The sequence below is a fragment of the Pseudomonadota bacterium genome (assembly GCA_039028155.1).
Classification (GTDB): Bacteria; Pseudomonadota; Alphaproteobacteria; order SP197; family SP197; genus JANQGO01.
The window spans coordinates 1-24,453 of record JBCCIS010000002.1; the positions used below are offsets into that span (position 1 = coordinate 1).

Sequence of the window (24,453 nt, forward strand, 5' to 3'; positions counted from 1 at the left end):
AAAAAATTGACGCCGCGCCCTTGGGGTCGGGTGCGGCGTCTGACGAAAGATCAGACCCGGGGGGGTTTGGGGTCGGGGGCGGTCGGGTTCCGGTCCTGATCTGCGATGTGCCGGTTGGCTGGGTGGGCCGCTTGGCGCATCAAGGAGGTCTGTGATGCTTAATCTTTATCGCGGCGCGGGGGTTTCGTGGGGGTCGGCCGTGTCGCGATAACACTTTGGATACATTTATCCGGCCGCCCGTGCCGCTCATTGGCGAAGGCACGCGCCCTAATCGGTAATGAGGCTGCTCATTTCGATTGGTAACGCCTGATCAAATCGTCATTAGTGTTCGTTATCACGCAGTTAGCGATGGTCTGTCAGAGCGCTTCGCCACGCAGCAACCGCGGCAGATGGCCGACGGTTCCCATCGCGTGGCGCATGAAAAGCCTTTTGAGAGGCGGCAATTGGTTAACAGCGGCCAGTCCGACATCGCGCGCCAGCCGGATCGGCGCCACGTCGTTCGAGAACAAACGGTTAAGACTGTCGGTGACAGCGATCAGCATCAGGTTGTCGACGCGCCGCCAGCGGGCGTAGCGCTCAAGGCCGTCGCCGTGGCCGGGTTCCAGACCCAGGCGGCGCCGATCGGTCAGCACCTCTGCCAGTGCCGCGGTGTCGCGCAGACCGAGGTTATAGCCTTGGCCGGCGATCGGGTGGATCTGATGGGCTGAATCGCCCACCAACGCCAGCCGGTCCTCGGCGTAACGCTCCGCGTGCACCAGGCTCAGTGGATAGGACCAGCGCGGACCATAGGCTTCGACCGCGCCCAGAAAATCGCCGAAACGCCAGGCGATCTCCTCGTGAAACGCGTCATCGTCCAACGCCATGATGCGCCCGGCGATATCGTCGGCCTCGGTCCAGACAAGCGATGCGCGGTTGCCGGGCAGCGGCAGGATGGCGAACGGACCAGCCGGCAGAAACCGCTCATGGGCGATGCCACGATGGGGTCGTTCGTGGCTCACCGTCGTCACGATACCGGTCTGGCCATAAGCGTGCCGCACGTGGCGGATGCCCGCCATCGCACGCAGGGGTGACGATGCGCCGTCACACGCCACCACCAGACGCGCCTGAACTTGCCCGCCGTCCTCAAGGACCAGAGACGCACGATCGTGATCGCGCTTCAGATCCGCCACGGTGCACGGCGCCGCGAAGCGAATATTGCCGTAGCCGTCGGCATGGGCGAGCAAGGCGGCGCGGATGGTGCGGTTCTCAGCGATAAAGCCCAACGGATGGTCGCCGATGTCGCGGTGGTCATAGTGGAGGAACAGCGGCGCGTCGCCGTCGGAGACGCGAATCTCCTGGATCGGCTCGGCCTGATCGGCCACGCCCGGCCACACACCCATGGTCTGGAGCATGACCTTGGAACTCCAGGCAATCGACGTCACCCGCCCATCGAACCCGGCATCCACCGTGTCGCGGGGATCGCGCCGGTCCAGCAGCACGATATCAAAGCCGGCGCCGGCAAGCGCCACGGCCGCCGTCAGACCATTCATGCCACCGCCGACAATCGCGATGTCCGCTTCCTGCCTTAGCGTGCCTGTCATGAAGGAAACATCGGCACGCCGGGATGCAATGTCCAGCCCATCCCGGTAAGACTGTAGCAGTGGACAACCAGCAGGAGGGCGCGATGGCCAAGGCCTGGCAGGACATGACGGCTTTGGAGCTTGGCTCCGGCATCGGCGCCGGCGCGATCGATCCGGTCGCGCTGACTGACTTTTTCTTGGATCGCATCGCCGCCGAGGACAGCGATCATCTGGTTTATCTGCGCCTGACGCCCGAGCGCGCGCGCGTCGAAGCCGACGCGGCGGGCCGTCGCGCCAAGGCCGGGCAACGACGCGGACCGCTCGACGGCGTGCCGCTATCATGGAAGGACCTTGTCGACACGGCGGGTGTCGAGACCACCGGTGCCGCGCGCGCCCTGCAGGGCCGCGTGCCCGAGTATGACGCCACGCTTCTGGGGCGCGCGACAAGGGCCGGCACGATCTGCCTGGGCAAGACCAACCTGACGGAGTTCGCGTTTTCCGGCCTTGGCATCAACACGACCCATGGCACGCCCCCCAATGCCCATGACGACACGGTCGCCCGGATCCCGGGCGGGTCGTCGTCCGGCGCGGCGGTCTCCGTCGCGCGCGGCTTGGCGCCGGCCGGCATCGGCTCGGACACCGGTGGATCCGTCCGCATTCCGGCATCACTGAATGGCGTGGTTGGGCTCAAGACGACCGCCGGCGATCTGACGCTTGACGGCATCCTGCCGCTGTCGCCGAGCCTCGACACCATCGGTCCCTTGACCCGTGACGTCGCCGACGCCAACGCCGTGTGGTCGGTTCTGAGCGGACGCAAAGCCGCCGATCTGACCGGCGCCTCGCTCAAGGGTAAACGTTTCCTGGCGCCAAAGAACGCGATGTGGGCCGATGTCGATCCGGGGATCGAGCGGGCGGTGCGCGCCGGCATCGAGGCCCTGGAACGCGCGGGCGCGAGCGTCTCCTGGGAGCAGGTCGACGAGATCGATCAGGCGGTCCAGATCATGGGCAAGGGCGGCGGCGTTGTGACCGTCGAGGCCTATGCATGCTGGGGTGACCTGGTCGAAGACAAGCCGGACGAGATTTACGCCAACATGCTGCCGCGCTTTCGCGAGGGCACGAAGCTCGCCGGCTTCAATCTGGTGCGCATGCAGAACGACCTGGAGGCCGTGCAGGATGCCATGGCCCGACGGCTCGCCGGCTGGGACGCGATGATCGCACCGACCGTGCCGATCAGCCCGCCGCCGATTGCCGATCTGATCGACGACGAGGCGGCCTATCGCAAAGCCAATCGCAACACGTTGCGCAACACGACGCCGGGCAACCTGCTGAAGCTCTGCGCGCTGACCCTGCCGTGCGGCCGCGATGATCTCGGCCTGCCGGCAGGCCTCATGATCATGCAGCGCGCCGACCAAGAAGCCGCCATCCTGCGTCTGGGCAAAGCGATCGAAGCCGCAATCGCCGCCGGCTGATCATCATGACCCATCCCGACCTTCCGCCGCCGGAGACGATGCACGGCAACATCGTGACGGGAGGCGGGCGTCATCCGCACATGATCGGCATTCTGCTGATCCTGGTGGCACTGACCTTGATCAACTGTTCCGACGCGGTCGCCAAGCTCACCATCGAACAGGTGCCGGTCTATCAGGTCGCCCTGTTCCAAGCCTGCGCGATGATCCTTGCCGTGCCGTTCATCGCGCGTACGACGAACCTGACGCAGCTGGTCAGAACCCGTCGGCCGGGCCTGCAGCTCATTCGTTCCTGTTGCCAGTTCGCGAGCGCCATCAGTTTTTTTTCCGGCCTCGCTCTCCTACCGCTCGCCGACATCATCGCCATCATCATGCTCGGGCCCCTCATGGTCACCGCGCTCGCCGCCCTCGTCCTGAAGGAAAAGGTCGGACCGCGACGCTGGCTGGCCTGTGGGTTCGGCTTGGTCGGCGCGCTCATCATGATCCGGCCGACCTATGAAGGCGGCATGGGGTTGCCCGCCTTGCTGCCGCTGGCCGCCGTCTTTTTCTACTCTGTCTACGCGGTTATCACGCGCATGCTGGCTCCGCACCACGGCACCGGAACCATGATGTTCTGGGCAGCCATTGTCGGTTTCGTCGTGCTTATCGTTACATCGCCGTTCTATTGGCAGGCACCGACGCCGGAGATTTGGCTCGGCCTTGTCGTCGTCGCCATTTTGTCGGCCAGCAGCAACGGCTTCACCATTCGCGCCTACGCCCATGCGCCGGCTTCGTTGCTGGCACCGTTCGCCTATGTCGAGATCATTGGCGGCACCATCTTGGGATATCTGATCTGGCATGAGTTTCCAGACGCCATCACCTGGCTCGGTATCGCCATCATTGTCGGCAGCGGCCTTTATGTCTGGCACCGCGAGCGACGCCTGGCCATTGAAACTGGCTGAGCCTTGCCGCCCAGATAGGCAGGGTGCTGCCTAATCGGCAGGCAAATGCGTCAGGACTCGTGACATTCCAGATCCCAACGTGTTGATCTATATGGATTTGTTGCAGCGCAGCAGATTGGCACGCCGTTTGAAAAGAGAGTCTTCCGGGAACATGCCCCGTGCGGGCAAACGGCAAACCTGGGAGGTTTTCGATGACAACGACATTGAGGCGAGGCGCGCTCGCCGTCCTGTTCGGTAGCGCGATCCTGCTGCCCGGCCTGGCGCATGCCGGGGTCGAGGCGGAGACGGCCTATGTGCTCAACACCTTTTCGTTTCTGGTCAACGGTGCGCTCGTCATGTGGATGGCGGCGGGCTTCACGATGCTGGAGGCCGGCATGGTGCGCACCAAATCGGTGGCGACCATCTGCGTCAAGAACGTCATGCTCTTTTCGATCGCCGGCATCGCTTATTACCTCGTCGGTTACAACCTGATGTATGACGGCGTCGACGGCGGGTTGATCGGCGGTTTCGCACCGTGGGTTGCCGACGACAGCGCGGTCGCGAATGCCGACTTTAACGGCGGGTACGCCGCGGCGTCGGATTGGTTCTTCCAGATGGTGTTTGTCGCGACCGCCGCCTCGATCGTGTCGGGCACGCTGGCTGAACGCATCAAGCTGTGGCCCTTTCTGGGTTTCGTCGTTGTCTTGACCGCCATCATCTATCCGATCCAGGGCGCCTGGCAGTGGGGCGGCGGTTGGCTGGCGCAAGAAGGTTTCGCCGACTTCGCCGGATCGACCATCGTGCACTCGGTCGGCGGCTGGGCGGCGTTGACCGGCGCCATTATCCTGGGCGCGCGCGCTGGCAAGTATGGGCCCAAGGGCGAGATCCGTCTGCTGCCGCCATCGTCCCTGCCGCTGGCGACGCTCGGCACGTTCATCCTGTGGCTCGGCTGGTTCGGCTTCAACGGCGGTTCGCAACTGGCGTTGGGCTCGGCGGCCGACGCGGTCGCCATGGCCAACATCTTCGCCAACACCGGCATGGCGGCGGCCGGCGGCGTGGTCGCCGCGGCGGTCGCGACCCAGCTTGTCTACCGCAAGGTCGATCTGACCATGGTGTTGAACGGTGCGCTCGCCGGTTTGGTCAGCATCACCGCCGGCCCGGATACGCCGACCATTGGTGAGGCCATCATCATCGGCGGCATCGGCGCGCTGATTGTCGTTGCCGGCGTTCCCTTGCTCGATCGTTTGAAGATCGACGATGTCGTCGGCGCCATCCCCGTCCATCTCTTCGCTGGCATCTGGGGTACCATGGCGGTGCCGTTGACCAACGGCGAGGCGAGCGTCGGCGTGCAGGCGTTGGGCGTCGTCGCCATCGGCGCGTTCGCCGCCGTCGCCAGCGCGCTCGTCTGGTTCGCCCTTAAGGTAACGGTGGGGCTTCGCGTCAGTGCCGACGAGGAAGTCGCCGGTCTCGATCAGGTCGAACTTGGCATGGCGGCCTATCCGGAGTTCGGCCGGGACTCCGTGACGGTCTAGCCAGTGTGGCGTCCCGTCGCTGCTCGGCGGGACGCCACCCAACCAAGACCATTGCCGCTTGCCATCGCGTGCCTGGCCGGTGTCTCCTTGCGCCGCACAGAGGAACCGGGAGAGGGCATGGCGCTACGACGACCCACGACGTTCGAGGAGATGGACGCGGTTGCCGCGAAGTACTTCACGAAGGAGAGCCATCAGCGCGGCGTCGCCTTCAAGCCGCAACCCGACGACATCATCATTTCGACCTATGCCAAAGCCGGCACAACGTGGATGCAGCAGATCGTGCATCAACTGCGCACCGGCGGCGACATGGATTTCACTGAGATAACCGCCGTCGTCCCGTGGATCGAGATAGCCTTTGACACGGGCCTCGACATCGAGGGCGAACAGGCCGCGCCGCCGCGTGCCTATAAGAGCCATCTCGACTGGTCTGAGGTGCCGAAGGGTTGCCGTTACATCTACATAACCCGCGAGCCCAAGGACATCGCGGTGTCGCTCTACCGCTTCTCGGAAGGTTGGTTCTTCGAGGCTGGCGCCATCTCGATCGACGATTTCGTGCGTCGCGATATTTTGGGCGGCGACGCCGCGCGCGGTATCTGGCCGCACTTTGCGTCGTGGTGGCACAAACGTCTGGACGACGACACGCTGTTCCTGACCTATGAAGACATGAAGGACGACCCCGCGGGCGCCGTGCGGCGCGTCGCTGCTTTCATGGGCATCGCACCGGGATCGCCCGCCATCGACACCGCCATCGAGCATTCCAGCCTGCCCTTCATGCAGACGCATGCCGGCCAGTTCGACGATCACCTGCTGCGCGAAGCACGCGACGCTATTGCCGGCCTGCCCCCGGACGGCGAGTCCAACAAGGTCCGCACCGGTCAGGTCGGCGGTCACCGCGCCGTCTTAAGCGACGACTTGGTGGCGGCGTTCGACGACGCATGGCGGGAACGTATCGGCGATGCGCTGGGCCTCGAGGACTATGGCGCGCTCCGCCGTGTTCTCGCCGAGGAGCGTGGCAGCCGGCCTTAGGTGCCGGCGCCGACCTCTTCGAGCGTGCGGCGGTACTCCTCGATATCGCCGTTGCCGGTGGCGATCGCCTTTTCGGCCGCGTCGATCGCGGCGTTGCGGTGGCCCTGTTCGGCGAGGACCACGGCCAGATTGTTCCACGCCGCGCCGAAGTCCGGATCGGCCACCGCCGCGCGTCCGAAGGCATCGGCCGCGTCGAAGAGATCGCCCATGGCATAGGCTGTGTTGCCGAGACCAAGCCAAGCTGTCCCGCTGCCGGGCCAGCGCTCCACGATCGCGGCATAGGCTTGCGCCGCATCGCCGGTCAGGCCCAAGCGTTCGATCGCGACTGCTGCGTCGACGACCTCGCCCTCAGACCCCGTCGCCGGCAACGTAGCCGGCGGCAAAACCACAAGCGCCCAATAGTCGCCGCGCCGCCAGGTGTGCTCGAACGTATCGAGCGGCGTTACCCGCCGCTCGTCGAGACCGGAGTGGAGTGTTAGCGTACCGGCATCGAGGTCATAACCGATAGCGACCGCGAAGTGCCATTGCTGGTACCAGTCGAGGCCGAGGTTCTGAAAGACGATAACCGGATGCCCGGCGGCGATCTCTGCAAGCAGGGCGTCAAGGGTGTTGACCGGCACGGCAAGCCGGCCGTGACGGCGCGCGCCGCCCAGGACGTCGCTGACCAGCGTGCCCTCGCGCCCCGGCGTATAGATCTCCTCGCCGACCTCTTCCTGGTCGGTCGCGATGCCGCCCCAGACGAGCACCATGGCAAGCGAGGCCGGTCCGCAATAGCGCTCTTCCTGCGCAAAGAACGGTACATCCGTTATCTGGGCGCGCATGGGAAGACCGCCGGCCGTGGTGCCGGCCGACAGAAGCCGGTCGCTTTGCGGCGTGCCGGCGCAGGCCGCCAGCGTCAGGAGAACAAGCGGCCAGACGGCAAGAAGCCGGCCACCTAACCTGGTGACCGGCTCCACGCCCTGACCCCCTTTTGCCGCGGTACGGCAACGGTCCCTACTTGGTGAACGGAAAGACGTCGGTGAATCCCAGAATGTCGGTCAGCAGCAGCACCAGAAAGACGATCAGCGCAGCGCCGACGATGACGCCAACCGTGCTTTCGCCGGCCGGCATTTCGTCAATTTTGTGCATGATCTGGCGTAGCTCGTCGTCGCTGAGCGCGGCGATTCGGGCTGTCGCTTCTTCCGGATCGACCCCGTGGGCAATCAGTTCCTGACGGACGTCTTCGCGCTCGATGAGGCTCAAGAGCGCGTCGCGATCAAGCGAGGTATCCAGCTGCTGGGTGGCTTCTTCGGTCGTGACCAGGCCCGCATGGGCGCTCGTCAGACCGGATGATGTGACAAAAAAGACGACAGCGAGTGGCGCCGCCAAAAAAGTGACAAGTCGTCGGAAACACTTCATCGCTTCCCCGTACCCCCGATAGCGCCCTGCAGGCCGTAAGATAACACAAGATATGGCGGTTTGATGGCGTCGAACCACAATCTATACCCAATTGCGCCTATTCGGGCCGGTTTGTCAAGACTGAGTCGAAGATTCGCTCGTAAGCAACGGACTCGAAACGGTCTTTTGCATCAGGAGTCCGCGACGTGTTAATGTTCCCGGCCGTTCAATACAGCGGAAACCCTGATGATCAGTGATCGCCTGGACGAGCTGACCGACTACCCGTTCCCGCGGCTCGACGCGTTGATCGCCGATCTGCCGCTGCCGGACGGGGAAACGGCGATCCCGATGTGGATGGGCGAACCCAAGCACGGCGTGCCGGAAATTGCGCGCGACACGCTCTCCAGCCGGTTCGACGACTACGGCCGATATCCGCCGATCGAGGGCACACCGGGCCTGCGCGACGCGATCGCGGCCTGGCTCACCCGGCGCTTTTCCCTGCCCGAAGGATTCATCGACCCCGGCCGCAACATCATGCCCGTCGCCGGCACGCGCGAGGCTCTCTTCATGATCGCGATCGCCGCCGTGCCGACGGAGAAAGCGGGCAGGCAGCCGGCCGTCCTGATGCCCAACCCGTTCTATCAGCCCTACAAGGGCGGCGCGCTGAGCGCCGGCGGCGAGCCTATCTATCTGCCATGCGGCCCCGAAAGCGGTTTCCTTCCGGATCTCGACGCCCTGACGCCGGAGCTATTGGACCGCACGGCACTGTTCTATCTGTGCTCGCCGGCGAACCCGCAGGGTGCGATCGCCGGCCGCGACTATCTGCGCCGGGCCGTCGACCTGGCGCGCCGACACGACTTCATCCTGGCGAGCGACGAATGTTACGCTGAGATCTACGACAAGGCGCCGCCGCCGAGCGCACTGGAGATCTGCGCCCAGGACGGCGACATGACGAATGTCATCGCCTTCCACTCGCTCTCCAAACGCTCCAGCGTGCCCGGCCTTCGTTCCGGTTTCATCGCTGGCGATCCCGACTTCATCAAGGCGTTCGTGCGCCTTAGAAAATACGCGGCCGCCTCCAGTTCGTTCGCCGCTTACGACACCGCCGAACGGCTGTGGCGCGACGAGGCCCACGTCGAGGCCAACCGCGCGCTCTATCGCGAGAAGATCGACATTGCCGAGCGGATCCTGGGCAATCGCTTTGGGTTTTTCCGCCCACCCGGTGGGTTCTTCTTGTGGCTGGATGTCGGCGACGGCGAGGAAGCCGCGCGCACGCTGTGGTCGAAGGCCGCGGTGAAAGCGCTGCCCGGCGCTTACCTCGCGGCCAGTCGAGAGGGCGAGCCGAACCCGGCCCAAGCCTATATCCGTGTCGCCTTGGTCAACGATATCGATACCACGCGCGAAGCGCTGACCCGCCTCGCGGAGGTATTGTAGGTATGTACACATGCAAGATGCCGGTGCCAGCCCTCTCCCCCGCCTCCGGGGCAAAACGCCGAGAGGCGTTTTCGCCGAGGCCACCCATGGCAGCATCCTCGGGGTGGCCGGGCGGGAGAGTGGGCTGGTGATGCCGGCTCGCAAAGCAGTGCTTTAGGGGAGAATTTCGATGGCAAGCCGCAGCGCCACCGCACCTCGCTTCCGATTGATGCCCGAACAGGTCGCCGCTTACCTCAAGCGCCGCGCGGTTCAGGGTGCCGGTCTGCTGATCGGCATCGTCGCGCTGGCCCTGGCGCTGGCGTTGTTGAGCTTCGACGCCAACGATCCCTCCTATAACCACGCGACAACCGGCGGCGTCGCCAATCTGATGGGACGGCCCGGTGCCTATGGCGCCGACATCCTGTTTTCCTGGATCGGCTTTGCCGTTGTCGTCCCGGTCCTGGTGCTTGCCGCCTGGGCGTGGCGTTTGATGGCCCATCAGCATCTGGCGCGGCCGTGGCTCGGGCTGTTCGCCCTGCCGTTCGCGACGGCGGTTTTGGCGCTTGCCTTCCAGATGACCGGGTGGCCCGCCGACTGGCCGTTCAGCGTCGGTTCGGGCGGCATCGTGGGCGCGACACTCTACGGCATTCTGGTCAATGTCGGTGCTGTCTCGTTCATCGGCCTGACCTGGCTGGCCATCGGTTTCGGGCTGTTCGGGATCATCCTCTTTGTCCTCACCGCCGGCTTGCCGCGCGATGATGTGCGCCGGGCCGCCGGCGGCCTCTGGTTCCTGACGACCACCGTGGCGCACGGTCTGTGGCGCGGCTCGATTGTCACCGTCGTCTTCCTGCGCGGCCTCTATGACCGCCTGCCGGAGAGAAACCGCGACGAAGACGAGGAAGAGTACGAAGAGGAGGCCTATTCGGAAGACGACGAAGAGTACGAGGACGAGCCGGAGGCCGACGTCTACGAGGACGAGGAGGAGATCGAGGAGGAGGTCGAAGCCGAAGCACCGCCGCCCAAGCGACGTGTGCGCCCACGCAAGGACACCGCCAAGAAGCGCAAGCGGCGCAAGCCGCAACAGACAAGCCTGGCGCTCGACGGCAACGGCGTCGTCACCGTGCCGCCGCTGGAGCTCCTGACCGACGTTGATCCCAATTCGCGCAATGTCATCGACGACGAGGCGCTCGAACAAAACGCGCGCATGCTGGAAGGCGTGCTGCAGGACTTCGGCATTCGTGGCGAGATCGACGAGGTTCGCCCCGGACCAGTCGTAACGCTCTATGAACTGGAGCCGGAAGCCGGCATCCGCGCCAGCCGCGTGATCGGTCTGGCCGACGACATCGCGCGAAACATGAGCGCGATCTCTGCCCGCGTCTCGGTCGTCCCGGGCCGCACGGTGCTTGGCATCGAACTGCCCAACGCCGACCGCGAGACCGTCGCGCTGCGCGAATTGCTCGAGGCGCCGACCTATACGAAGTCCGGCACCAAGCTGCCGATCGCGCTGGGCAAGGAGATTTCCGGCGCGCCGGTGGTCGAAGACCTCGCCCACATGCCGCATCTCCTCGTCGCCGGCACCACCGGTTCGGGCAAGTCGGTCGCGATCAACGCGATGATCCTGTCGCTGCTCTACAAGATGACGCCCGACCAGTGCCGCCTGATCCTGATCGACCCGAAGATGCTGGAGCTGTCGGTCTATGACGACATCCCGCATCTGCTGGCCCCCGTCGTTACAGAGCCCGGTAAGGCGGTTGTGGCGCTGAAGTGGACCGTGCGCGAAATGGAGAACCGCTATCGCGCCATGCAGAAGATCGGCGTGCGCAATATCGACGGCTTCAACAAGCGCGTCGCCGAAGCACAAGCCAAGGGTCTCGAACTGACGCGCACCGTGCAGACCGGCTTCAACACCGATTCAGGCGAGCCGGTGTTCGAGGAAGAGGTCATCGCCGACAAGCCGCTGCCCTATATCGTCGTCGTGGTCGACGAGATGGCCGACCTGATGCTGGTTGCCGGCCGCGACATCGAAGGCGCCATCCAGCGCCTGGCCCAGATGGCGCGCGCCGCCGGCATCCATCTGATCATGGCGACCCAGCGCCCGTCGGTCGACGTCATCACCGGCACCATCAAGGCGAACTTCCCGTGCCGGGTCAGCTTCCACGTCACCAGCAAGATCGACAGCCGGACCATTCTGGGTGAGCAGGGCGCCGAGCAACTCCTGGGCAAGGGCGACATGCTGTTCATGCGCGGCGGCGGGCGCGTCACGCGCATCCACGGACCCTTCGTCGGCGATGACGAGGTCCAGCAGGTCGCCGACTTCCTGCGCCGCCAGGGCAAACCCGACTATCTGGACGATGTCACCGAAGAGGCCTTCGAGATGCCGTCCGACATCGGCGGCGGCGGGTTCGGCGGCGATGCCGGCAACGACAAGGACAAGGCGCTCTATGACCAGGCCGTCTTCCTGGTCACCAAAGAGCAGAAGGCCTCGACCAGCTTCATCCAGCGCCACCTGAAGATCGGCTATAACCGCGCCGCCACCATCATCGAGCGCATGGAGGCCGACGGCGTCGTCAGCGCCGCCAACCATGTCGGCAAACGCGAGGTCCTGGCCGCCGCGCCGCCGGAGCTCTAGGGCGGATCATCCCGGGCCAAAAGAACGGACCGTGAAACTGGGCCAATTGGCCCAAACCGTTGTGTGACCGCGCTTTTGCCGCAATGTCGGGCGAGGGTTGATCGCAACGATCAGCCACACGACATGGGCATCCATGAAACGATTTATGACGATTCTGGTTGTCGTGCTCGTCCTGGCAACCGCCGCCGCGGCCAGCCTGGCGCGCGCGGAATCCGACGGTGAGCTGCTGCAACGGGTTGAGACCTATCTGAACGGCATCACCACGCTGGAAGCGCGCTTTACACAGGATAACTACGACGGCAGCACGTCGGCCGGCGATTTTCAGCTCAAACGTCCGATGCTGGCCCGCATCGCCTATGACGACCCAGCGACCGAGGTCGTCGCGCGCGGCCAGAAGTACCAGTTCTGGGATGCCGAGACCGGGCAGTTCTTCGAAGGGCCCGTTACCGCTTCGCCCATGTGGGTCCTGCTGCGGCCCGATGTCGATCTTCAGGACTCCTTCAACATCCGCGCTCTGCGCCGCGATGGCGACCGCGTTTTCCTGACAATCCAGTCGTCCGACGACCCAGGCGCCGGCGTGCTGACGCTCGTCTTCGACGATTCGACCGGGGATACCGGCGATGGGTTGGCACTGGTGCAGTGGTATGTGCGCGACGCCCAAGGCTACATGACCCACGTCAGACTGGAGGACGTCGCGCTCGGCGTGCCGTTGGCGGACGACCTGTTCGCGATCGATCACCGGGCAAAGATCCGACCGGGCACCAGCAACCACTAGACATTTGATCTGTCAGATTGTGGCAGGCTGCCGTGCTTCGGCCTCAATCAGACCGGAGTCTTGACGCGGCCCGCCCCACAGCACCATAAGCACGCATGACTGGTTTCCGAATGGCGCTCGGCGCCCTGCTGCTGATCCTGACCGCCGCGACGGCGCCCGCCCAGGCCGAGACTGAGGCCGAGCTGTTGCAGCGGGTTCAGGACTACCTCAACAGCATCACCACGCTCGATGCGCGTTTCGTGCAGCTGAACTATGACGGCACGACCTCGAAGGGCGAGTTTCAGTTGAAACGACCCAACCTGGCGCGCATCGCCTATGACGATCCGCCGACCATCATGGTCGCGCGCGGTCAGAAGTATCAGTTCTGGGATGCCGAGATCGGGCAGTTTTACGAGGGCCCGGTGTCGACATCGCCGGCCTCGATCCTGCTGCAGTCCGACATCGATCTTCAGGAGGCTGTGAAGGTGCGCGGCATCCGCCGCGATGGTCCGTCCGTCTACATGACCATCGAGCCGTCCGAGGAGCCGGGCTCCGGTGTTCTGACGCTGGTGTTCCACGACCCCCTGGACGATGAGGCCGACACACCGCTTGAGCTGACCCAGTGGTATGTGCGCGATGCCCAGGGTTACATCACCCGCGTCACGTTGGTCACCGCGGAGTTCGGCGTGCCGTTGTCGACCGACCTCTTCGAGATCGATCACCTGGAACTGATCCGGCCCACCACGGGAACGGAGTAGTCAGATTGCGCTTTTCGTGACGCGATGAAGCCCTAATCTGCGGCGGTGATTAAAGCACCGCCACCACAATCCGAACCCCTCGACCCCGCGTCATGAGCGATCGCGCAGGCGGCTCCATGGACGACGCGCGCTATTGGCACCGCCGCGTGCTGCGGTTCGCCGCACCGATCATTCTCTCCAACCTCACCCTGCCGATCGTCGGTGCGGTCGACACGGCGGTCGCCGGCCACCTGCCGGGGCCTGAGTACCTCGGGGGCGTGGCGGTCGCCGCGCTGATCTTCAGCTTCGTCTTCTGGACCTTCAGCTTCCTGCGCTTCAGTGCCACCGGCTACGTCGCCCAGGCGCTGGGCCGCGCCGATGGCGGCGAATTGCGTGCGATCGCCGCACGCGCCGGCGTGGTGGCGGTCGTCATCGCGCTCGCCATGCTGGCGCTGCAGGCGCCGATCGGCTGGCTGGCGCTCGTCCTGGTCGATGCCAGCCCGGCGGTGACCGAACAGGCGCGGATCTATTTCGACGTCAGGATCTGGAGCGCGCCGGCGACACTCGGCAACTATGTGATCCTTGGCTGTTTGATCGGCATCCAGCGCACCGGCTGGGCGCTCGTTATCCAGATTGTCATCGCCTCGCTGAACGTCGTGCTGAACTTCCTCTTCGTGTTCGGCTTCGGCTGGGACATCGCCGGCCTAGCCGGCGCGACGGCGGTTTCGGAATGGGTCGGCCTGGGTCTTGGTATTCTGATCTTGCTGCGTGTGGTTAGACCCTATCCCGGCACGTGGCGGATCGACGGCCTGTTGGCGTGGCATCGCTACCGACCCATCCTGACGTTGAACGGCGACCTCTTGATCCGCACCCTGTCGCTGAATCTCGCCTTCGCCATCTTCATCGCGCTGAGCGCGCGGCTCGGCGACGTTACACTGGCCGCCAACGAGGTGCTGGTCATGTTCTTGAGCGTAGCCGCCTTCGGCCTGGACGGTTTCGCGAACGCCGCCGAGGCGATTGTCGGCGAGGCCTATGGCAGGCGCGACCGGCGTCTTTTGCGCACGGCGGTTCGCGTGACGATGATCTGGTCGGCGGTCACCGCGGTGTTCGCCAGTCTGGTCTTCGGCCTGTTCGGCGTACCGATCGTCAACCTGATGACCGATCTGGACGACGTGCGGCAGGTCGCTTACGCCTACCTGCCCTATGCGGTCTTGATGCCGCTTGCCGCGTTCTGGTCGTTCCAATTGGACGGCGTCTTCATCGGCGCGACCCGCGGCGCCGACATGCGCAATGCTATGCTGCTGATGTTGGCGCTCTACACGCCGATCGCGGTCGCGCTATGGGCTGTCTTCGACAACCATGGTCTTTGGATCGGCTTTTACGTGATGTACGCGCTGCGCGCGCTCACCTTGTGGGTGCGCTATCCGGCCCTGGTGCGCGGCGCCGAGACATAAAGGGTTGGATGAGGAGCCGGGGAAAACTCAACTCGTCCTCACCTTGGACGCCCAATGGCATGGCGCGGGTACGCGGGTTGGGACTGCGGCTTCTGAAGATCCTGTCCCAGCACGACAGGACGGTCGCATAGTTTGAATCCGTGTCGCGGACGATGTTGTGGTGGTGCACCCAATGGATCGACGGCGTCACGATCAGCCACGACAACACCCGCTCGAACGCTCGCGGGAGTTTGAGGTTGGAGTGGTGGAAACCCGTCGCGATCAGGAGCAGACCTTCCAGCAGCAAGACCGATGTCAGCGGGATATCCAGCAGGGCGATCGGGATCATGCGCGCAAAGGCCGACAACACGACCTCGCCGGCGTGGAAACGCACGGCGGTCGTTACGTCGAGAAAGCGGTCGCGGTGGTGCACCTCATGAAAGCGCCACAAGAACGGCACCCGGTGATTGGCGCGGTGCCAGCCATAAAGCCAGAGATCAAGCAGCACCAGATCGAGCGCGATGGCCCAGGCGCCGGTCCACCAGTCGGGCCTGATACCGACATGCCAGGTCGTCGCCCAGGCGGCCAGCGGCACAACGATCAACGGCGCGAGTGCCATGTTGATGACCAAGAGCCCGCCATTACGCCCGACGCGCGGCCAGCCGCCCAAACGTTGTTCCGCAGGCCAGACCCGCTCGGCGATGAGCAACATGGCGAAGCCGGCGGCCACGATGGCGGTCTTGGCGCTTAGAAGTGCCGTTAAGTCCATGGCGTCCTTTGGGGCACCCCGCTTGCCGTGTCCGGGGTGCCATGCTAGCCATTTCCGCCATGAACCGTCACCTCCCCCTGCCGCTGGTCGGCATCCCCTGTTGTGTCAAACAGATCGATATCCACCCGTTCCACGCGGTCGGCGAGAAGTACATCAACGCCGTCGCGCACGGCGCGGGTACCATGCCGCTCATGATCCCGGCATTCGGCGGCGGCGCCGACCTCGATGCGTTGGACACGCTGGTCGACCTGGACGATCTGCTCGACCGCCTCGACGGCGTCTTCCTGACCGGCAGCCTCTCTAATGTCGAGCCGCATCACTATGGCGGCCACGAACCGCGGCCGACGACGGCGCGCGATCCACAACGCGACGCGCTGACCCTGAAGCTGATCCATCACACGATCGCGCGGGGCATGCCGTTGATGGCGGTGTGCCGCGGCATCCAGGAACTGAATGCCGCGTTAGGCGGCACGCTGTTCCAGCATGTCGAAGAGGTGCCCGGCCGGTTCGATCACCGGGCCGATGAGACGAAGCCGCGCGAGGAACAGTACGCGCCCGCCCACACCATCGACGTCACGCCAGGCGGTGTGCTGCACAAGATCACCGGCGAGACGCATTACACCGTCAACTCGATCCACGGCCAGGGCATCGACCGGGTCGCCGATTGTCTGACCGTCGAGGCGGTGGCGCCGGACGGCCAGGTCGAGGCGGTCAGCCATCGCGACGCCCCGGGCTTCATGCTGGGTGTCCAATGGCATCCGGAGTGGCGCTTCGACGAACGGCCGGCCGACCGCGCCCTGTTCACCGCGTTCGGCGACGCGTGCCGGGCCTATGCGGACGCCAAGAGGGATGCTTCCGATGACAACCGACGCGGCCAAGTGGCTTAAGACCTACCGGATCGACGACGTCGAATGCATGGTGCCGGATCTGACCGGCATCGCGCGCGGCAAGATTCTGCCGCGCGAACGGTTCCTGGCGTCCTTGAAGAGCGCGTCACTGCGCCTGCCTCAGGACATCTTCTATCAGACGGTGACCGGCGAATACCCAGAGCCGTTCCCGGGCGATCCGACGTCACCCGATATGATCCTCAATCCCGACATCTCCACCTTGCGGTTGGTGCCCTGGTACGAGGAGCCGACCGCACAGGTGATCTGCGACTGCGTCACCCGCGACGGCAAGCCGGTCGGCGTCGCGCCGCGCCAGGTGCTGGCCCGCGTGCTCGAGCTTTACGCCGAGCGGAACTGGAGGCCGGTCATTGCGCCGGAGCTGGAGTTCTACCTGGTCGCCACCAACAAAGACCCCGACTATCCGCTGGAACCGCCGGAGGGCCGGTCGGGCCGACAGGAGGCGGGCAGCCAAGCCTATGGCATCGACGCGGTCAACGAGTTCGACCACGTCATGGACGACCTCTACGACTTCTGCGAGGCCGCCGGCGTCGGCGTCGATACGCTGATCCACGAGAGCGGCCCGGCGCAGCTGGAGATCAACTTCCATCACGGCGATCCGATGGCGCTGGCCGACCAGGTGCTTGTCTTCAAGCGCGCGACTCGCGAGGCGGCGCTGCGCCATAACGTCTACGCGACCTTCATGGCAAAGCCGATCGAGGGCGAGGCGGGCTCGGCGATGCACGTGCACCAGTCGATCGTCGACACCAAGACCGGGCGCAATGTGTTCGCCGACGCCAAGGGGCGCGACACCAAACTGTTTCACGCCCATGTTGCCGGCCTGCAGCACTATCTCGCCGCCGCCATGCCGCTCTTCGCGCCAAACGTGAACAGTTACCGGCGGCTGCGCGCCGATTCAGACGCGCCGATCAACACCCACTGGGGTTACGAGAACCGCACGGTTGGCCTGCGCGTGCCGGAATCCGACCGTGCCGGACGCCGGGTCGAGAACCGGGTCGCCGGCGTCGACGTTAATCCCTATCTCGCCATCGCCGGCACGCTGGCTTGCGGCTATCTGGGCATGATCGAGAAGCTGGAGCCCGGCAAACCCCAGACCGGCGATGCCTACCGCGCCAAGGGTCAGGGCCTGCCCAGCCACCTGCCCGACGCACTGACGCGGCTCAGCCGCTCCAAGCCTTTGCGCGAGGTGCTGGGGTCGGACTTCGTCGATCTCCTGATCGCGGTCAAACATACGGAGTTCAACCAGTACCAGGACGTCATCAGCCCCTGGGAACGCGAGCACCTGCTGTTGAACGTGTGAGCGAACCGCACCGTCCCGGTGCTTAAGTCCGGCGGGCTCGACGCATCAGCACGATGAGGCCCACGGGAATACAAAGCCCCAACAGGCCGCTCATCACCGCGATCAGGCCGATCGGGCCGACGGCATCGATGGCGAGCCCGGCGGCCGCGGGGCCGGCCAGCGCGCCGGCGTTGTACATCATGGTGAAAACCGTCGTCGCGGCGGCTAGTTCGGCAGCGCGGAACCGCGCGCCGACCAGGACGATCGCTAGGCTGTATGTCCCCGACATGATGCCGCCCAGAGCGACGAAGAACGGCAGCGCGCCGAGTCCGGCTGGCACGACCAGGGGCAACAGAAGAATGCCGCCCGACGACAGGGTCAGCCAAGTAACCGCCAGCGCTGTCCGGTTGACCCGGTCGGCAAGCCATCCCATGGGGTAGTTGAGCAGGAGGCCGCCGAGGCTGGTCGCCGTCAGCAACGTGAAAGCCGTTTCCAGAGGTAACTCGCGGCTTTCGCCGAACGCCGGGAAAAAACTGAAATAGGCCTGGAAAGCACCTGCCTGGGCAAACACCGCGAGCATCGGCAGAGGCGCGGCCCACAAGAAGCGCACCAGCGGCGTCCTGCCGGGCTGGCCGAGATCGGGCCGCACATTGCCGCCGGCGCTAACCAGGATGCAGCCAAGAGCGGTCAGCAGGGCGGCCACGCCGAACGGGATGAAGCCCTCGCTGCCGACAACAACGAGGGTCGCGGGACCCAGCGCCTGACCGCAATAGCCCGCCATGCTGTAGATGCTCATGAGGCGGCCGCGCCGGGCCTCTACCGCCAGGGCGTTGATCCAGGCTTCGCTGGCGATCCAGCATATGCTGGCCGCCGCGCCCAGGACCGTGCGCAGTGGTAGCCAGATGAGCGCGTCGGGCTCGATCGGCATCGGCAGAAAGATCACCACCGAAACGGCAAGCGACCAGCGCATCAGCCGCGCCGGACCGAAGCGGGCGAGCCAACGCGGCGCCAGCGGCCCGATGAAGAAAATGCCGCATGCCATGGCGGCGGCGTTGATGCCGATCGCCGCCGGATCGGCACCGTGGCGCTCGAGCACGACCGCCATCAAGGGCGGGGACAGGAAAAACACGAGATTGACGATGAACATCGCCGAGATCGCGGCGGCAAGGCTGCGCCGTCGCTCAGCGGCATTCGCTATCGGCGCACTGGAGACTGTCATCGGGGACCCTTGGAAACCTGGCGAAGCCTTGCACGATCTCACCTAAAAAGAAAAGTGATTACTTTCTAAATGGCGCTGACGGTCAATGACCGGCATGGGGTCGATGCGATCCCTGGTCGGCGACGACCAGGAAGACCGCAGTATCACTTGATAGATTAGTTTGGTTCATGATAAGTCGGACACATCCGAGCGGATGGGCTTTCAGTCACTACCTGCAGCAATGCATGCATGGCTTTCGGTGTTTACATGAGCAGAACTTATCCACGATGATATCAAGCAATCTACCGCTCAGCGCGCTCAGGGGTTTCGAGGCCGCCGGACGTCTGGGCAGCTTCACCCAGGCGGCGCGCGAGCTGAATCTGACGCAATCGGCGATCAGCCATCAGATCAGTTCGCTGGAAGAAGCGCTCGGCCAACCGCTCTTCATCCGCGCCAATCGCGCCATCCATCTGACCGACGCGGGCTTGGACTTTCTTCGCATTACACGTGATGTGTTAAATAGACTGGAGCAGGGTGTCGCCCGGCTGAGGGCATACAGTAAGCCCGGCTCCTTGATTGTCGCCGCACCACACGGTTTCGCATCGAGCTGGCTGTTGCGGCGTTTGCCGGCGTTTCGCGAGGCCCATCCCGACTATGACGTCTGGCTCTACACGACGGCACTGGCGATCGATCTGGAGGTCGACGAGGTCGACCTGGTGATCAGTTACGGCGACAGCCGGAACAGGCCGCCCCAAGCACGCCTTTTGGTCGAGGAGAAGGTCGCGCCGGTATGCGCGCCGTCGTTCGCGGAACGGCATGAACTTATCGATCCCGCCGACGTCACGCGCGTGCCGCTGATCCACGACGAACGATCGCTGGGCTGGACGGAATGGTGCGCGGCCGCCGGCGTTGATCATCCCGGCGTCGAGAGGGGCGCCAACTTCAGCGATTCCGGCCTGGTGCTCGCCGCCGCCGAACTCGGCCAGGGCCTGGCGCTCGCTGGCCTGGCGCTCGCCGCCGAAGACGTGAACGCGGGCAGACTGACGGTTCCGTTCGGGCCCACGCTGGAAACCGACGAGGCTTACGTCATGGCCGCCCACCCCGACTTGATCGAACGCGAACCGATCGTCGCCTTCACGGCGTGGATCGAGACCGCCCTGCAGCCGACGCTGGACGCCATCGCCACCATCACATCAAGGCTCGACATTTCCGGCACCGACCCGACAATCCCCAAGCAGTTAGCAGGAGGACAACCATGAGCGACATCTACGGCCAGACCATTAAACTGTTCGGCTCCCACCCGGAGCCGGTCTTCGAGAGCCCGGAACAGCAGACCGGCGTGTGGGGCCGCGAGTGGGGCTGTGACAACGATGTCGGCCAGTTGCGCGTCGTCTTGATGCACCGGCCGGGCGACGAGATGAAGATCGTCGACGCCAACAAACGCATCGAGGAAATCGGCTCCTATGGCGACCTGGAAGAAGGCTGGTACTGGCAGAGCGAAACCATCCCGCCGATGGATGAGTTCCGCGCCCAGCACGACGGTCTGGTGCAGACTCTGCGCGATGAGGGTGTCGAGGTCGTGTTTCTGGACTCGATCGAACCGGACGGCATCAAGTCGATCTATACCCGCGACTCCTCCTTTGCCGTCAAAGGCGGCGCTATCATCACGCGCCTGGCGCGCACCATCCGGCGCGGCGAGGAAGCGCATGTCACCAAGACGCTTGCCAATCTGGGCATGCCGATCCTGCGCACGCTGAACGGCAACGCCATGGCCGAAGGTGGCAGCTTCGCCTGGCTCAACCCCGAGACCGCGGTGATCGGCCGTTCAATCTGCGTCAACGAAGAAGGCTCGCGTCAGATCGAGGAGGTGCTGAACTCTCAAGGAGTCGACCTGATCCGCGTCGATCTGGCGGGTTACCAGATCCACATCGACGGCGCGCTGACCATGATCGACGTCGACCTCGCCATCATTGATTCGGCGCAGTTGCCTTATTGGTTCCTGGAAAAGCTGAAAGAGCTTGGCATCCGGACGGTCGAGGTGACATCCCAGGACTCCCACTGGATCATCAATTGTCTGGCGGTCAAGCCAGGGCGCGTCATCATGCCCCATGGCATTTCCAACCGAACCATGGACAGACTCGCCGACCTTAACGTCGAGGTCGTGCAGATCCCCTATGACAAGGTGCAGCACAATGGTGGTGGCGTTCACTGCTCGACCTGTCCCCTGGTCCGGGACCCCATCAACTAGATCGTTTACCGATCAGTTGGCATCACCAGCCCACTCCCCCACCTCCGGGGCAAAACGCCGAGAGGCGTTTTCGCCGAGGCCACCCCGAGGATGCTGCCATGGGTGGCCGGGCGGGGGAGTGGGCTGGTGCAGCGCACGTGCGAACGGCACGTGCACTAACACGCACAACAAGGCACGCCGGTGATGAAACAGGTCATGCTGATCACCGGCGCCAGCCGCGGCATCGGCGCGGCAACCGCCCGGCTGGCCGCGCGCGAGGGCTATGACGTTCTGGTCAACTACGTCAGCGATCGCGAGGCCGCCGAACGGGTCGTGGCAGAGGTCAAGGCGGCGGGCCGCAAGACTGCTGTCGTCAAGGCCGATATGGCGAACCCCGACGACATCAAGCAGTTGTTCCGTGTCTGCGACGAGGCATTCGGACAGTTGGACGCCTTCGTCAACAACGCGGGCATTGTCGGTCCTCCCGCGCGTCTCGACGAGATCGATGCTGAGCGCCTACAGCGCATTGTCGCGATCAACCTGACCGGGGCCTACCTTGCGTGCGGCGAGGCGGTGAGACGCATGTCGACGCGCCATGGCGGCAGCGGCGGGGCCATCGTCAACGTCTCGTCCGCCGCCTCGCGGCTCGGCTCACCCAACGAATACACGGACTACGCCGCGACCAAGGGAGCCATGGACTCGATGACCATCGGTTTGTCCAAGGAGGTCGCCACCGAAAACGTTCGCGTCAACGCTGTCCGACCCGGGCTGATCCAAACCGACATCCATGCCTCTGGCGGCCAGCCCGATCGGGTCGATGACTTGGCTCATCTCGTCCCTATGCAGCGCGGCGGCTCGGCCGAGGAGGTGGCCGAGACCATCGTCTGGCTGTGCTCGGCGAAGGCAAGCTACGTCACCGGCAGCTTCATTGACGTTTCCGGGGGGCGTTGACTGCCCGCCAGCTCATGCCCGGCGGCGGCGAATAGGCAAAGCCCGCCATCGCCTCGACCACCTTGGCTTCACCGCCGTGGCGTTCGATCAGCACGCGCTGATCATCCTTGGCCTTAAGGTCCACCGCTTCGGGATCGACGCGTTGCTGCAGCTTGACGATCATCGCGTCCAGACGCGCGGCATGCTGCGGATCGTGCGCCAGATCGTTGGCCTCATATGGGTCGGCGGCGAGGTTGAAGAGCTGCGGCGTCATGCCGACGAAATAGATCAGTTTCCAGAATCCCTGGCGCAACACGTAACCGGCGGCGGTCGTGCCGGTGCCGTGGTATTCGGCAAACACGCTGTCGCGCCATGCCTCACCGTCGATCAACCGCCACAGGCTTTCCCTGTCGGCGTTGCGCTCGGCTTCCGTCAACGGCACGCCGCAGGTCTCCAGGATCGTCGGGTAGAGGTCGACATGCGACACCGGATCGGCGATGCGGCCGCCTGCCGGCACATCCGGTCCCGCCATCAGCAAGGGCACGCCGAGCGATTCCTCGTAGAGGTGGAAGAGGCCGAAGAGGCCGTGGTCGCCGCAGCTGAAACCATGATCGGACGTGTAGACGACCTGGGTTGTCTCCGCGAGGCCGAGGTGATCGAGCGCCGTCAACACGCGCCCGATCAGATCGTCGAGATAACTGACGGTCGCGAAGTAGGCGGCGCGGACCTGTTGCACGTGCTCAGGCGCAATGTCGTCTTGGTGGCAGACGGTCTTGCGCAGGTGGGCTGCCGAGGGATGGTTCGGCCGCTCGTCGATGGCAAATCGCGGCGGCGGCGGAAGGCTGGCGGGATTGTAGAGATCGTAAAATGCCTGCGGTGTCACGAACGGCGCATGGGCCGCGATGAAGTGAACCGACAGCGCCCACGGCTTCGCCGATGTCGTCGCTTCCGTGCGCAGCCAGTCGGTGGCCTCGGCGACAATGCGTTCGTCGTAGCGACGATAGGGCGATGAGTCGCCAGGTCCGTATTGCGATGTCCATATGTTCCAGAGCCCCTGATAGGTCGGCTCCTCGGTTTTGTAGCGAAGCGCGCTGACAAGATCGCCGATGCCGTCGGCGATGTGCATAGTGTCGATGAACCGGCTGTAGCCGTTGTCGTCGTCGTCACTGCGAAAGTGCATCTTGCCGATGCCGACGGTTTCGTAGCCGTCGTCGCGAAGACGTCTCATCCAGCTCATCCGTTCGCCATCGAACGCCATCGAGCTATCCCAGTACCCGGTCTCATGCGGGTAGCGCCCGGTCGCGATCGCGGCGCGCGCGGGAACGCAGAGCGGGCTGGCGCAATAGGCGGCGTCAAAGATGGCGCCGCGCCTCGCCAACGCATCCAGATTGGGTGTCTTGATAACGCGGTTCCCCGCCGCACCCATCAGGTGCGGTGCATGGCTTTCGCCGAGAAGGAACAGCAGGTTCTTTCGTTCCTTGGACACGCGATCGTCTCCACGCGTAACAGCGTCCGGGGAACTCTAGACAAGTGGCGGCACCGACGTCCATCGAGACCAGGCACCGAAGGACGCTAAAGCGAGCGGTACATGTAGACGTTCGGAATGGCGGGGCCAAAGCCTGCTTTTTCATAGGCCCGGCGCGCCGGCGCGTGGCTCGCATCACCGCCTGTGCCCACTGTCGCGACGCTCATACCGTCTTCGCGCATACGCGCGAGAACATGATCGTACATCACCGTGCCGATACCCTTGCCCTGGTGATCGGGATGCACCGCGTTCAGGCCGATCTCGCCAACGCGCGCGTCGCGGTCGAGCGACATGGCGCAAAAGCCGACGATCTCTCCATCGGCCTCAGCCACGAAGACCCGATCGGGTGAGCTGGTTGCGCAAAGGCGGTCCAGGAGTTCGGCCTGTTCTCGCTCGGCGCCGGCAAGGGCGACCCCGGCAATCGTCTCGCCGAGCAGGTTGCGGAAGGACGCAAAGACGGGTTTGAACGCAGCTTCGCGTATGCGGTGAAGCCTCGCCAGATCGCCCGCTTCGAACGACCGAATGGTCAGTGTCTGGTTCACCTCACGTCCTCCTATCAACCAGCCATTCCGGCGTTATCGAAGGCTCTCGCCACACGGCCTTAACCTGAATTATCATGGTCCCATGAAAGTCCAGGATACCGACAGGACCGATATCTCCCGCCACGACGATCTTCTGATCCAGTGCGCGCGCATCGACTTTGATCCCTAGACGGGGCCTTGGGCCGCGTGTGGCCCACTTTATCCATCAACCCCTTCTATGGAGATCACCATC

Annotated in this window: 21 protein-coding genes; 14 read left to right on the plus strand and 7 right to left on the minus strand. The window is 64.6% G+C overall.

The window, feature by feature from the left end; translation table 11 throughout:
• Window positions 1-356: 356 nt before the first annotated feature.
• Entirely contained in the window at window positions 357-1,580 is a 1,224-nt protein-coding gene (locus AAF563_01245) for a UbiH/UbiF/VisC/COQ6 family ubiquinone biosynthesis hydroxylase (GenBank protein MEM7119867.1), read from the minus strand.
• An 83-nt stretch (window positions 1,581-1,663) separates the two neighbouring features.
• Here AAF563_01245 and AAF563_01250 point away from each other — a divergent pair, with 83 nt between their 5' ends.
• The 4 genes from AAF563_01250 to AAF563_01265 all read left to right on the plus strand — a co-directional run bounded on the left by AAF563_01250 (window position 1,664) and on the right by AAF563_01265 (window position 6,503).
• Complete coding sequence (locus AAF563_01250) at window positions 1,664-3,028, plus strand: amidase family protein (protein MEM7119868.1); 1,365 nt, start codon at window positions 1,664-1,666, stop codon at window positions 3,026-3,028.
• Between the two features lie 5 nt (window positions 3,029-3,033).
• The gene (locus AAF563_01255) at window positions 3,034-3,966 is read left to right on the plus strand and encodes a DMT family transporter (GenBank protein MEM7119869.1); all 933 of its coding nucleotides are present in this window, start codon (window positions 3,034-3,036) and stop codon (window positions 3,964-3,966) included.
• A 191-nt stretch (window positions 3,967-4,157) separates the two neighbouring features.
• Window positions 4,158-5,477, plus strand: coding sequence for an ammonium transporter (locus tag AAF563_01260; protein MEM7119870.1), 1,320 nt, complete (start codon window positions 4,158-4,160; stop codon window positions 5,475-5,477).
• Window positions 5,478-5,594: 117 nt separating this feature from the next.
• Window positions 5,595-6,503: a sulfotransferase domain-containing protein gene (locus AAF563_01265; protein MEM7119871.1), complete on the plus strand. Its 909-nt coding sequence runs from the start codon at window positions 5,595-5,597 to the stop codon at window positions 6,501-6,503.
• On the opposite strand, the gene AAF563_01270 is transcribed toward AAF563_01265, so the two are convergent.
• Together AAF563_01270 and AAF563_01275 are read right to left on the minus strand one after the other, a co-directional pair.
• Window positions 6,500-7,459: a PA2778 family cysteine peptidase gene (locus tag AAF563_01270; protein ID MEM7119872.1), complete on the minus strand. Its 960-nt coding sequence runs from the start codon at window positions 7,457-7,459 to the stop codon at window positions 6,500-6,502. The genes AAF563_01265 and AAF563_01270 overlap by 4 nt on opposite strands.
• A gap of 37 nt (window positions 7,460-7,496) precedes the next feature.
• Window positions 7,497-7,901 (minus strand): PA2779 family protein, encoded by a 405-nt coding sequence (locus AAF563_01275; protein ID MEM7119873.1) that lies wholly within the window; start codon window positions 7,899-7,901, stop codon window positions 7,497-7,499.
• Between the two features lie 225 nt (window positions 7,902-8,126).
• Here AAF563_01275 and AAF563_01280 point away from each other — a divergent pair, with 225 nt between their 5' ends.
• From AAF563_01280 to AAF563_01300, 5 genes are all read left to right on the plus strand, one after another.
• Window positions 8,127-9,314, plus strand: coding sequence for an aminotransferase class I/II-fold pyridoxal phosphate-dependent enzyme (locus AAF563_01280; protein ID MEM7119874.1), 1,188 nt, complete (start codon window positions 8,127-8,129; stop codon window positions 9,312-9,314).
• Between the two features lie 169 nt (window positions 9,315-9,483).
• Window positions 9,484-11,922, plus strand: a complete 2,439-nt coding sequence (locus AAF563_01285) for a DNA translocase FtsK 4TM domain-containing protein (GenBank protein ID MEM7119875.1) — start codon at window positions 9,484-9,486, stop codon at window positions 11,920-11,922.
• A 145-nt stretch (window positions 11,923-12,067) separates the two neighbouring features.
• On the plus strand, window positions 12,068-12,697 hold the full coding sequence (locus AAF563_01290; protein MEM7119876.1) for an outer membrane lipoprotein carrier protein LolA: 630 nt from the start codon (window positions 12,068-12,070) through the stop codon (window positions 12,695-12,697).
• Between the two features lie 95 nt (window positions 12,698-12,792).
• Window positions 12,793-13,434, plus strand: coding sequence for an outer membrane lipoprotein carrier protein LolA (locus tag AAF563_01295; GenBank protein MEM7119877.1), 642 nt, complete (start codon window positions 12,793-12,795; stop codon window positions 13,432-13,434).
• Window positions 13,435-13,526: 92 nt separating this feature from the next.
• On the plus strand, window positions 13,527-14,867 hold the full coding sequence (locus AAF563_01300; protein ID MEM7119878.1) for an MATE family efflux transporter: 1,341 nt from the start codon (window positions 13,527-13,529) through the stop codon (window positions 14,865-14,867).
• Here AAF563_01300 and AAF563_01305 read toward each other — a convergent pair.
• Window positions 14,818-15,615: a sterol desaturase family protein gene (locus AAF563_01305; protein ID MEM7119879.1), complete on the minus strand. Its 798-nt coding sequence runs from the start codon at window positions 15,613-15,615 to the stop codon at window positions 14,818-14,820. The two genes, AAF563_01300 and AAF563_01305, sit on opposite strands and share 50 nt — an antisense overlap.
• Window positions 15,616-15,674: 59 nt before the next feature.
• On the opposite strand from AAF563_01305, the gene AAF563_01310 reads away from it, so the two are divergent.
• Window positions 15,675-16,502, plus strand: coding sequence for a gamma-glutamyl-gamma-aminobutyrate hydrolase family protein (locus tag AAF563_01310; GenBank protein ID MEM7119880.1), 828 nt, complete (start codon window positions 15,675-15,677; stop codon window positions 16,500-16,502).
• Complete coding sequence (locus AAF563_01315) at window positions 16,474-17,820, plus strand: glutamine synthetase family protein (GenBank protein ID MEM7119881.1); 1,347 nt, start codon at window positions 16,474-16,476, stop codon at window positions 17,818-17,820. The genes AAF563_01310 and AAF563_01315 overlap by 29 nt, the downstream gene beginning before the upstream one ends.
• 22 nt (window positions 17,821-17,842) lie before the next feature.
• Here AAF563_01315 and AAF563_01320 read toward each other — a convergent pair whose 3' ends face one another.
• Window positions 17,843-19,018, minus strand: a complete 1,176-nt coding sequence (locus tag AAF563_01320; protein MEM7119882.1) for an MFS transporter — start codon at window positions 19,016-19,018, stop codon at window positions 17,843-17,845.
• 266 nt (window positions 19,019-19,284) lie between these two features.
• Between AAF563_01320 and AAF563_01325 the strand changes: the two genes are divergently transcribed.
• From AAF563_01325 to AAF563_01335, 3 genes are all read left to right on the plus strand, one after another.
• The gene (locus AAF563_01325; GenBank protein ID MEM7119883.1) at window positions 19,285-20,256 is read left to right on the plus strand and encodes a LysR substrate-binding domain-containing protein; all 972 of its coding nucleotides are present in this window, start codon (window positions 19,285-19,287) and stop codon (window positions 20,254-20,256) included.
• The gene (locus tag AAF563_01330) at window positions 20,253-21,245 is read left to right on the plus strand and encodes an arginine deiminase family protein (GenBank protein ID MEM7119884.1); all 993 of its coding nucleotides are present in this window, start codon (window positions 20,253-20,255) and stop codon (window positions 21,243-21,245) included. Before AAF563_01325 ends, AAF563_01330 begins: the two co-directional genes overlap by 4 nt.
• A 183-nt stretch (window positions 21,246-21,428) precedes the next feature.
• Complete coding sequence (locus AAF563_01335; protein MEM7119885.1) at window positions 21,429-22,175, plus strand: SDR family oxidoreductase; 747 nt, start codon at window positions 21,429-21,431, stop codon at window positions 22,173-22,175.
• Here AAF563_01335 and AAF563_01340 read toward each other — a convergent pair.
• Together AAF563_01340 and AAF563_01345 are read right to left on the minus strand one after the other, a co-directional pair.
• Entirely contained in the window at window positions 22,150-23,640 is a 1,491-nt protein-coding gene (locus tag AAF563_01340; GenBank protein MEM7119886.1) for a sulfatase-like hydrolase/transferase, read from the minus strand. The genes AAF563_01335 and AAF563_01340 overlap by 26 nt on opposite strands.
• Before the next feature lie 86 nt (window positions 23,641-23,726).
• Window positions 23,727-24,221: a GNAT family N-acetyltransferase gene (locus AAF563_01345; GenBank protein MEM7119887.1), complete on the minus strand. Its 495-nt coding sequence runs from the start codon at window positions 24,219-24,221 to the stop codon at window positions 23,727-23,729.
• Between the last annotated feature and the right edge of the window lie 232 nt (window positions 24,222-24,453).

Coding starts and splice junctions, on each gene's coding strand:
- AAF563_01260 (MEM7119870.1), top strand. CDS start 4,158: ATGACAACGACATTGAGGCGAGGCGCGCTCGCCGTCCTGTTCGGTAGC.
- AAF563_01295 (MEM7119877.1), top strand. CDS start 12,793: ATGACTGGTTTCCGAATGGCGCTCGGCGCCCTGCTGCTGATCCTGACC.
- AAF563_01315 (MEM7119881.1), top strand. CDS start 16,474: ATGACAACCGACGCGGCCAAGTGGCTTAAGACCTACCGGATCGACGAC.
- AAF563_01280 (MEM7119874.1), top strand. CDS start 8,127: ATGATCAGTGATCGCCTGGACGAGCTGACCGACTACCCGTTCCCGCGG.
- AAF563_01325 (MEM7119883.1), top strand. CDS start 19,285: ATGATATCAAGCAATCTACCGCTCAGCGCGCTCAGGGGTTTCGAGGCC.
- AAF563_01310 (MEM7119880.1), top strand. CDS start 15,675: ATGAACCGTCACCTCCCCCTGCCGCTGGTCGGCATCCCCTGTTGTGTC.
- AAF563_01275 (MEM7119873.1), bottom strand. CDS start 7,901: ATGAAGTGTTTCCGACGACTTGTCACTTTTTTGGCGGCGCCACTCGCT.
- AAF563_01335 (MEM7119885.1), top strand. CDS start 21,429: ATGAAACAGGTCATGCTGATCACCGGCGCCAGCCGCGGCATCGGCGCG.
- AAF563_01305 (MEM7119879.1), bottom strand. CDS start 15,615: ATGGACTTAACGGCACTTCTAAGCGCCAAGACCGCCATCGTGGCCGCC.
- AAF563_01285 (MEM7119875.1), top strand. CDS start 9,484: ATGGCAAGCCGCAGCGCCACCGCACCTCGCTTCCGATTGATGCCCGAA.
- AAF563_01300 (MEM7119878.1), top strand. CDS start 13,527: ATGAGCGATCGCGCAGGCGGCTCCATGGACGACGCGCGCTATTGGCAC.
- AAF563_01265 (MEM7119871.1), top strand. CDS start 5,595: ATGGCGCTACGACGACCCACGACGTTCGAGGAGATGGACGCGGTTGCC.
- AAF563_01330 (MEM7119884.1), top strand. CDS start 20,253: ATGAGCGACATCTACGGCCAGACCATTAAACTGTTCGGCTCCCACCCG.
- AAF563_01255 (MEM7119869.1), top strand. CDS start 3,034: ATGACCCATCCCGACCTTCCGCCGCCGGAGACGATGCACGGCAACATC.
- AAF563_01250 (MEM7119868.1), top strand. CDS start 1,664: ATGGCCAAGGCCTGGCAGGACATGACGGCTTTGGAGCTTGGCTCCGGC.
- AAF563_01245 (MEM7119867.1), bottom strand. CDS start 1,580: ATGACAGGCACGCTAAGGCAGGAAGCGGACATCGCGATTGTCGGCGGT.
- AAF563_01290 (MEM7119876.1), top strand. CDS start 12,068: ATGACGATTCTGGTTGTCGTGCTCGTCCTGGCAACCGCCGCCGCGGCC.
- AAF563_01320 (MEM7119882.1), bottom strand. CDS start 19,018: ATGACAGTCTCCAGTGCGCCGATAGCGAATGCCGCTGAGCGACGGCGC.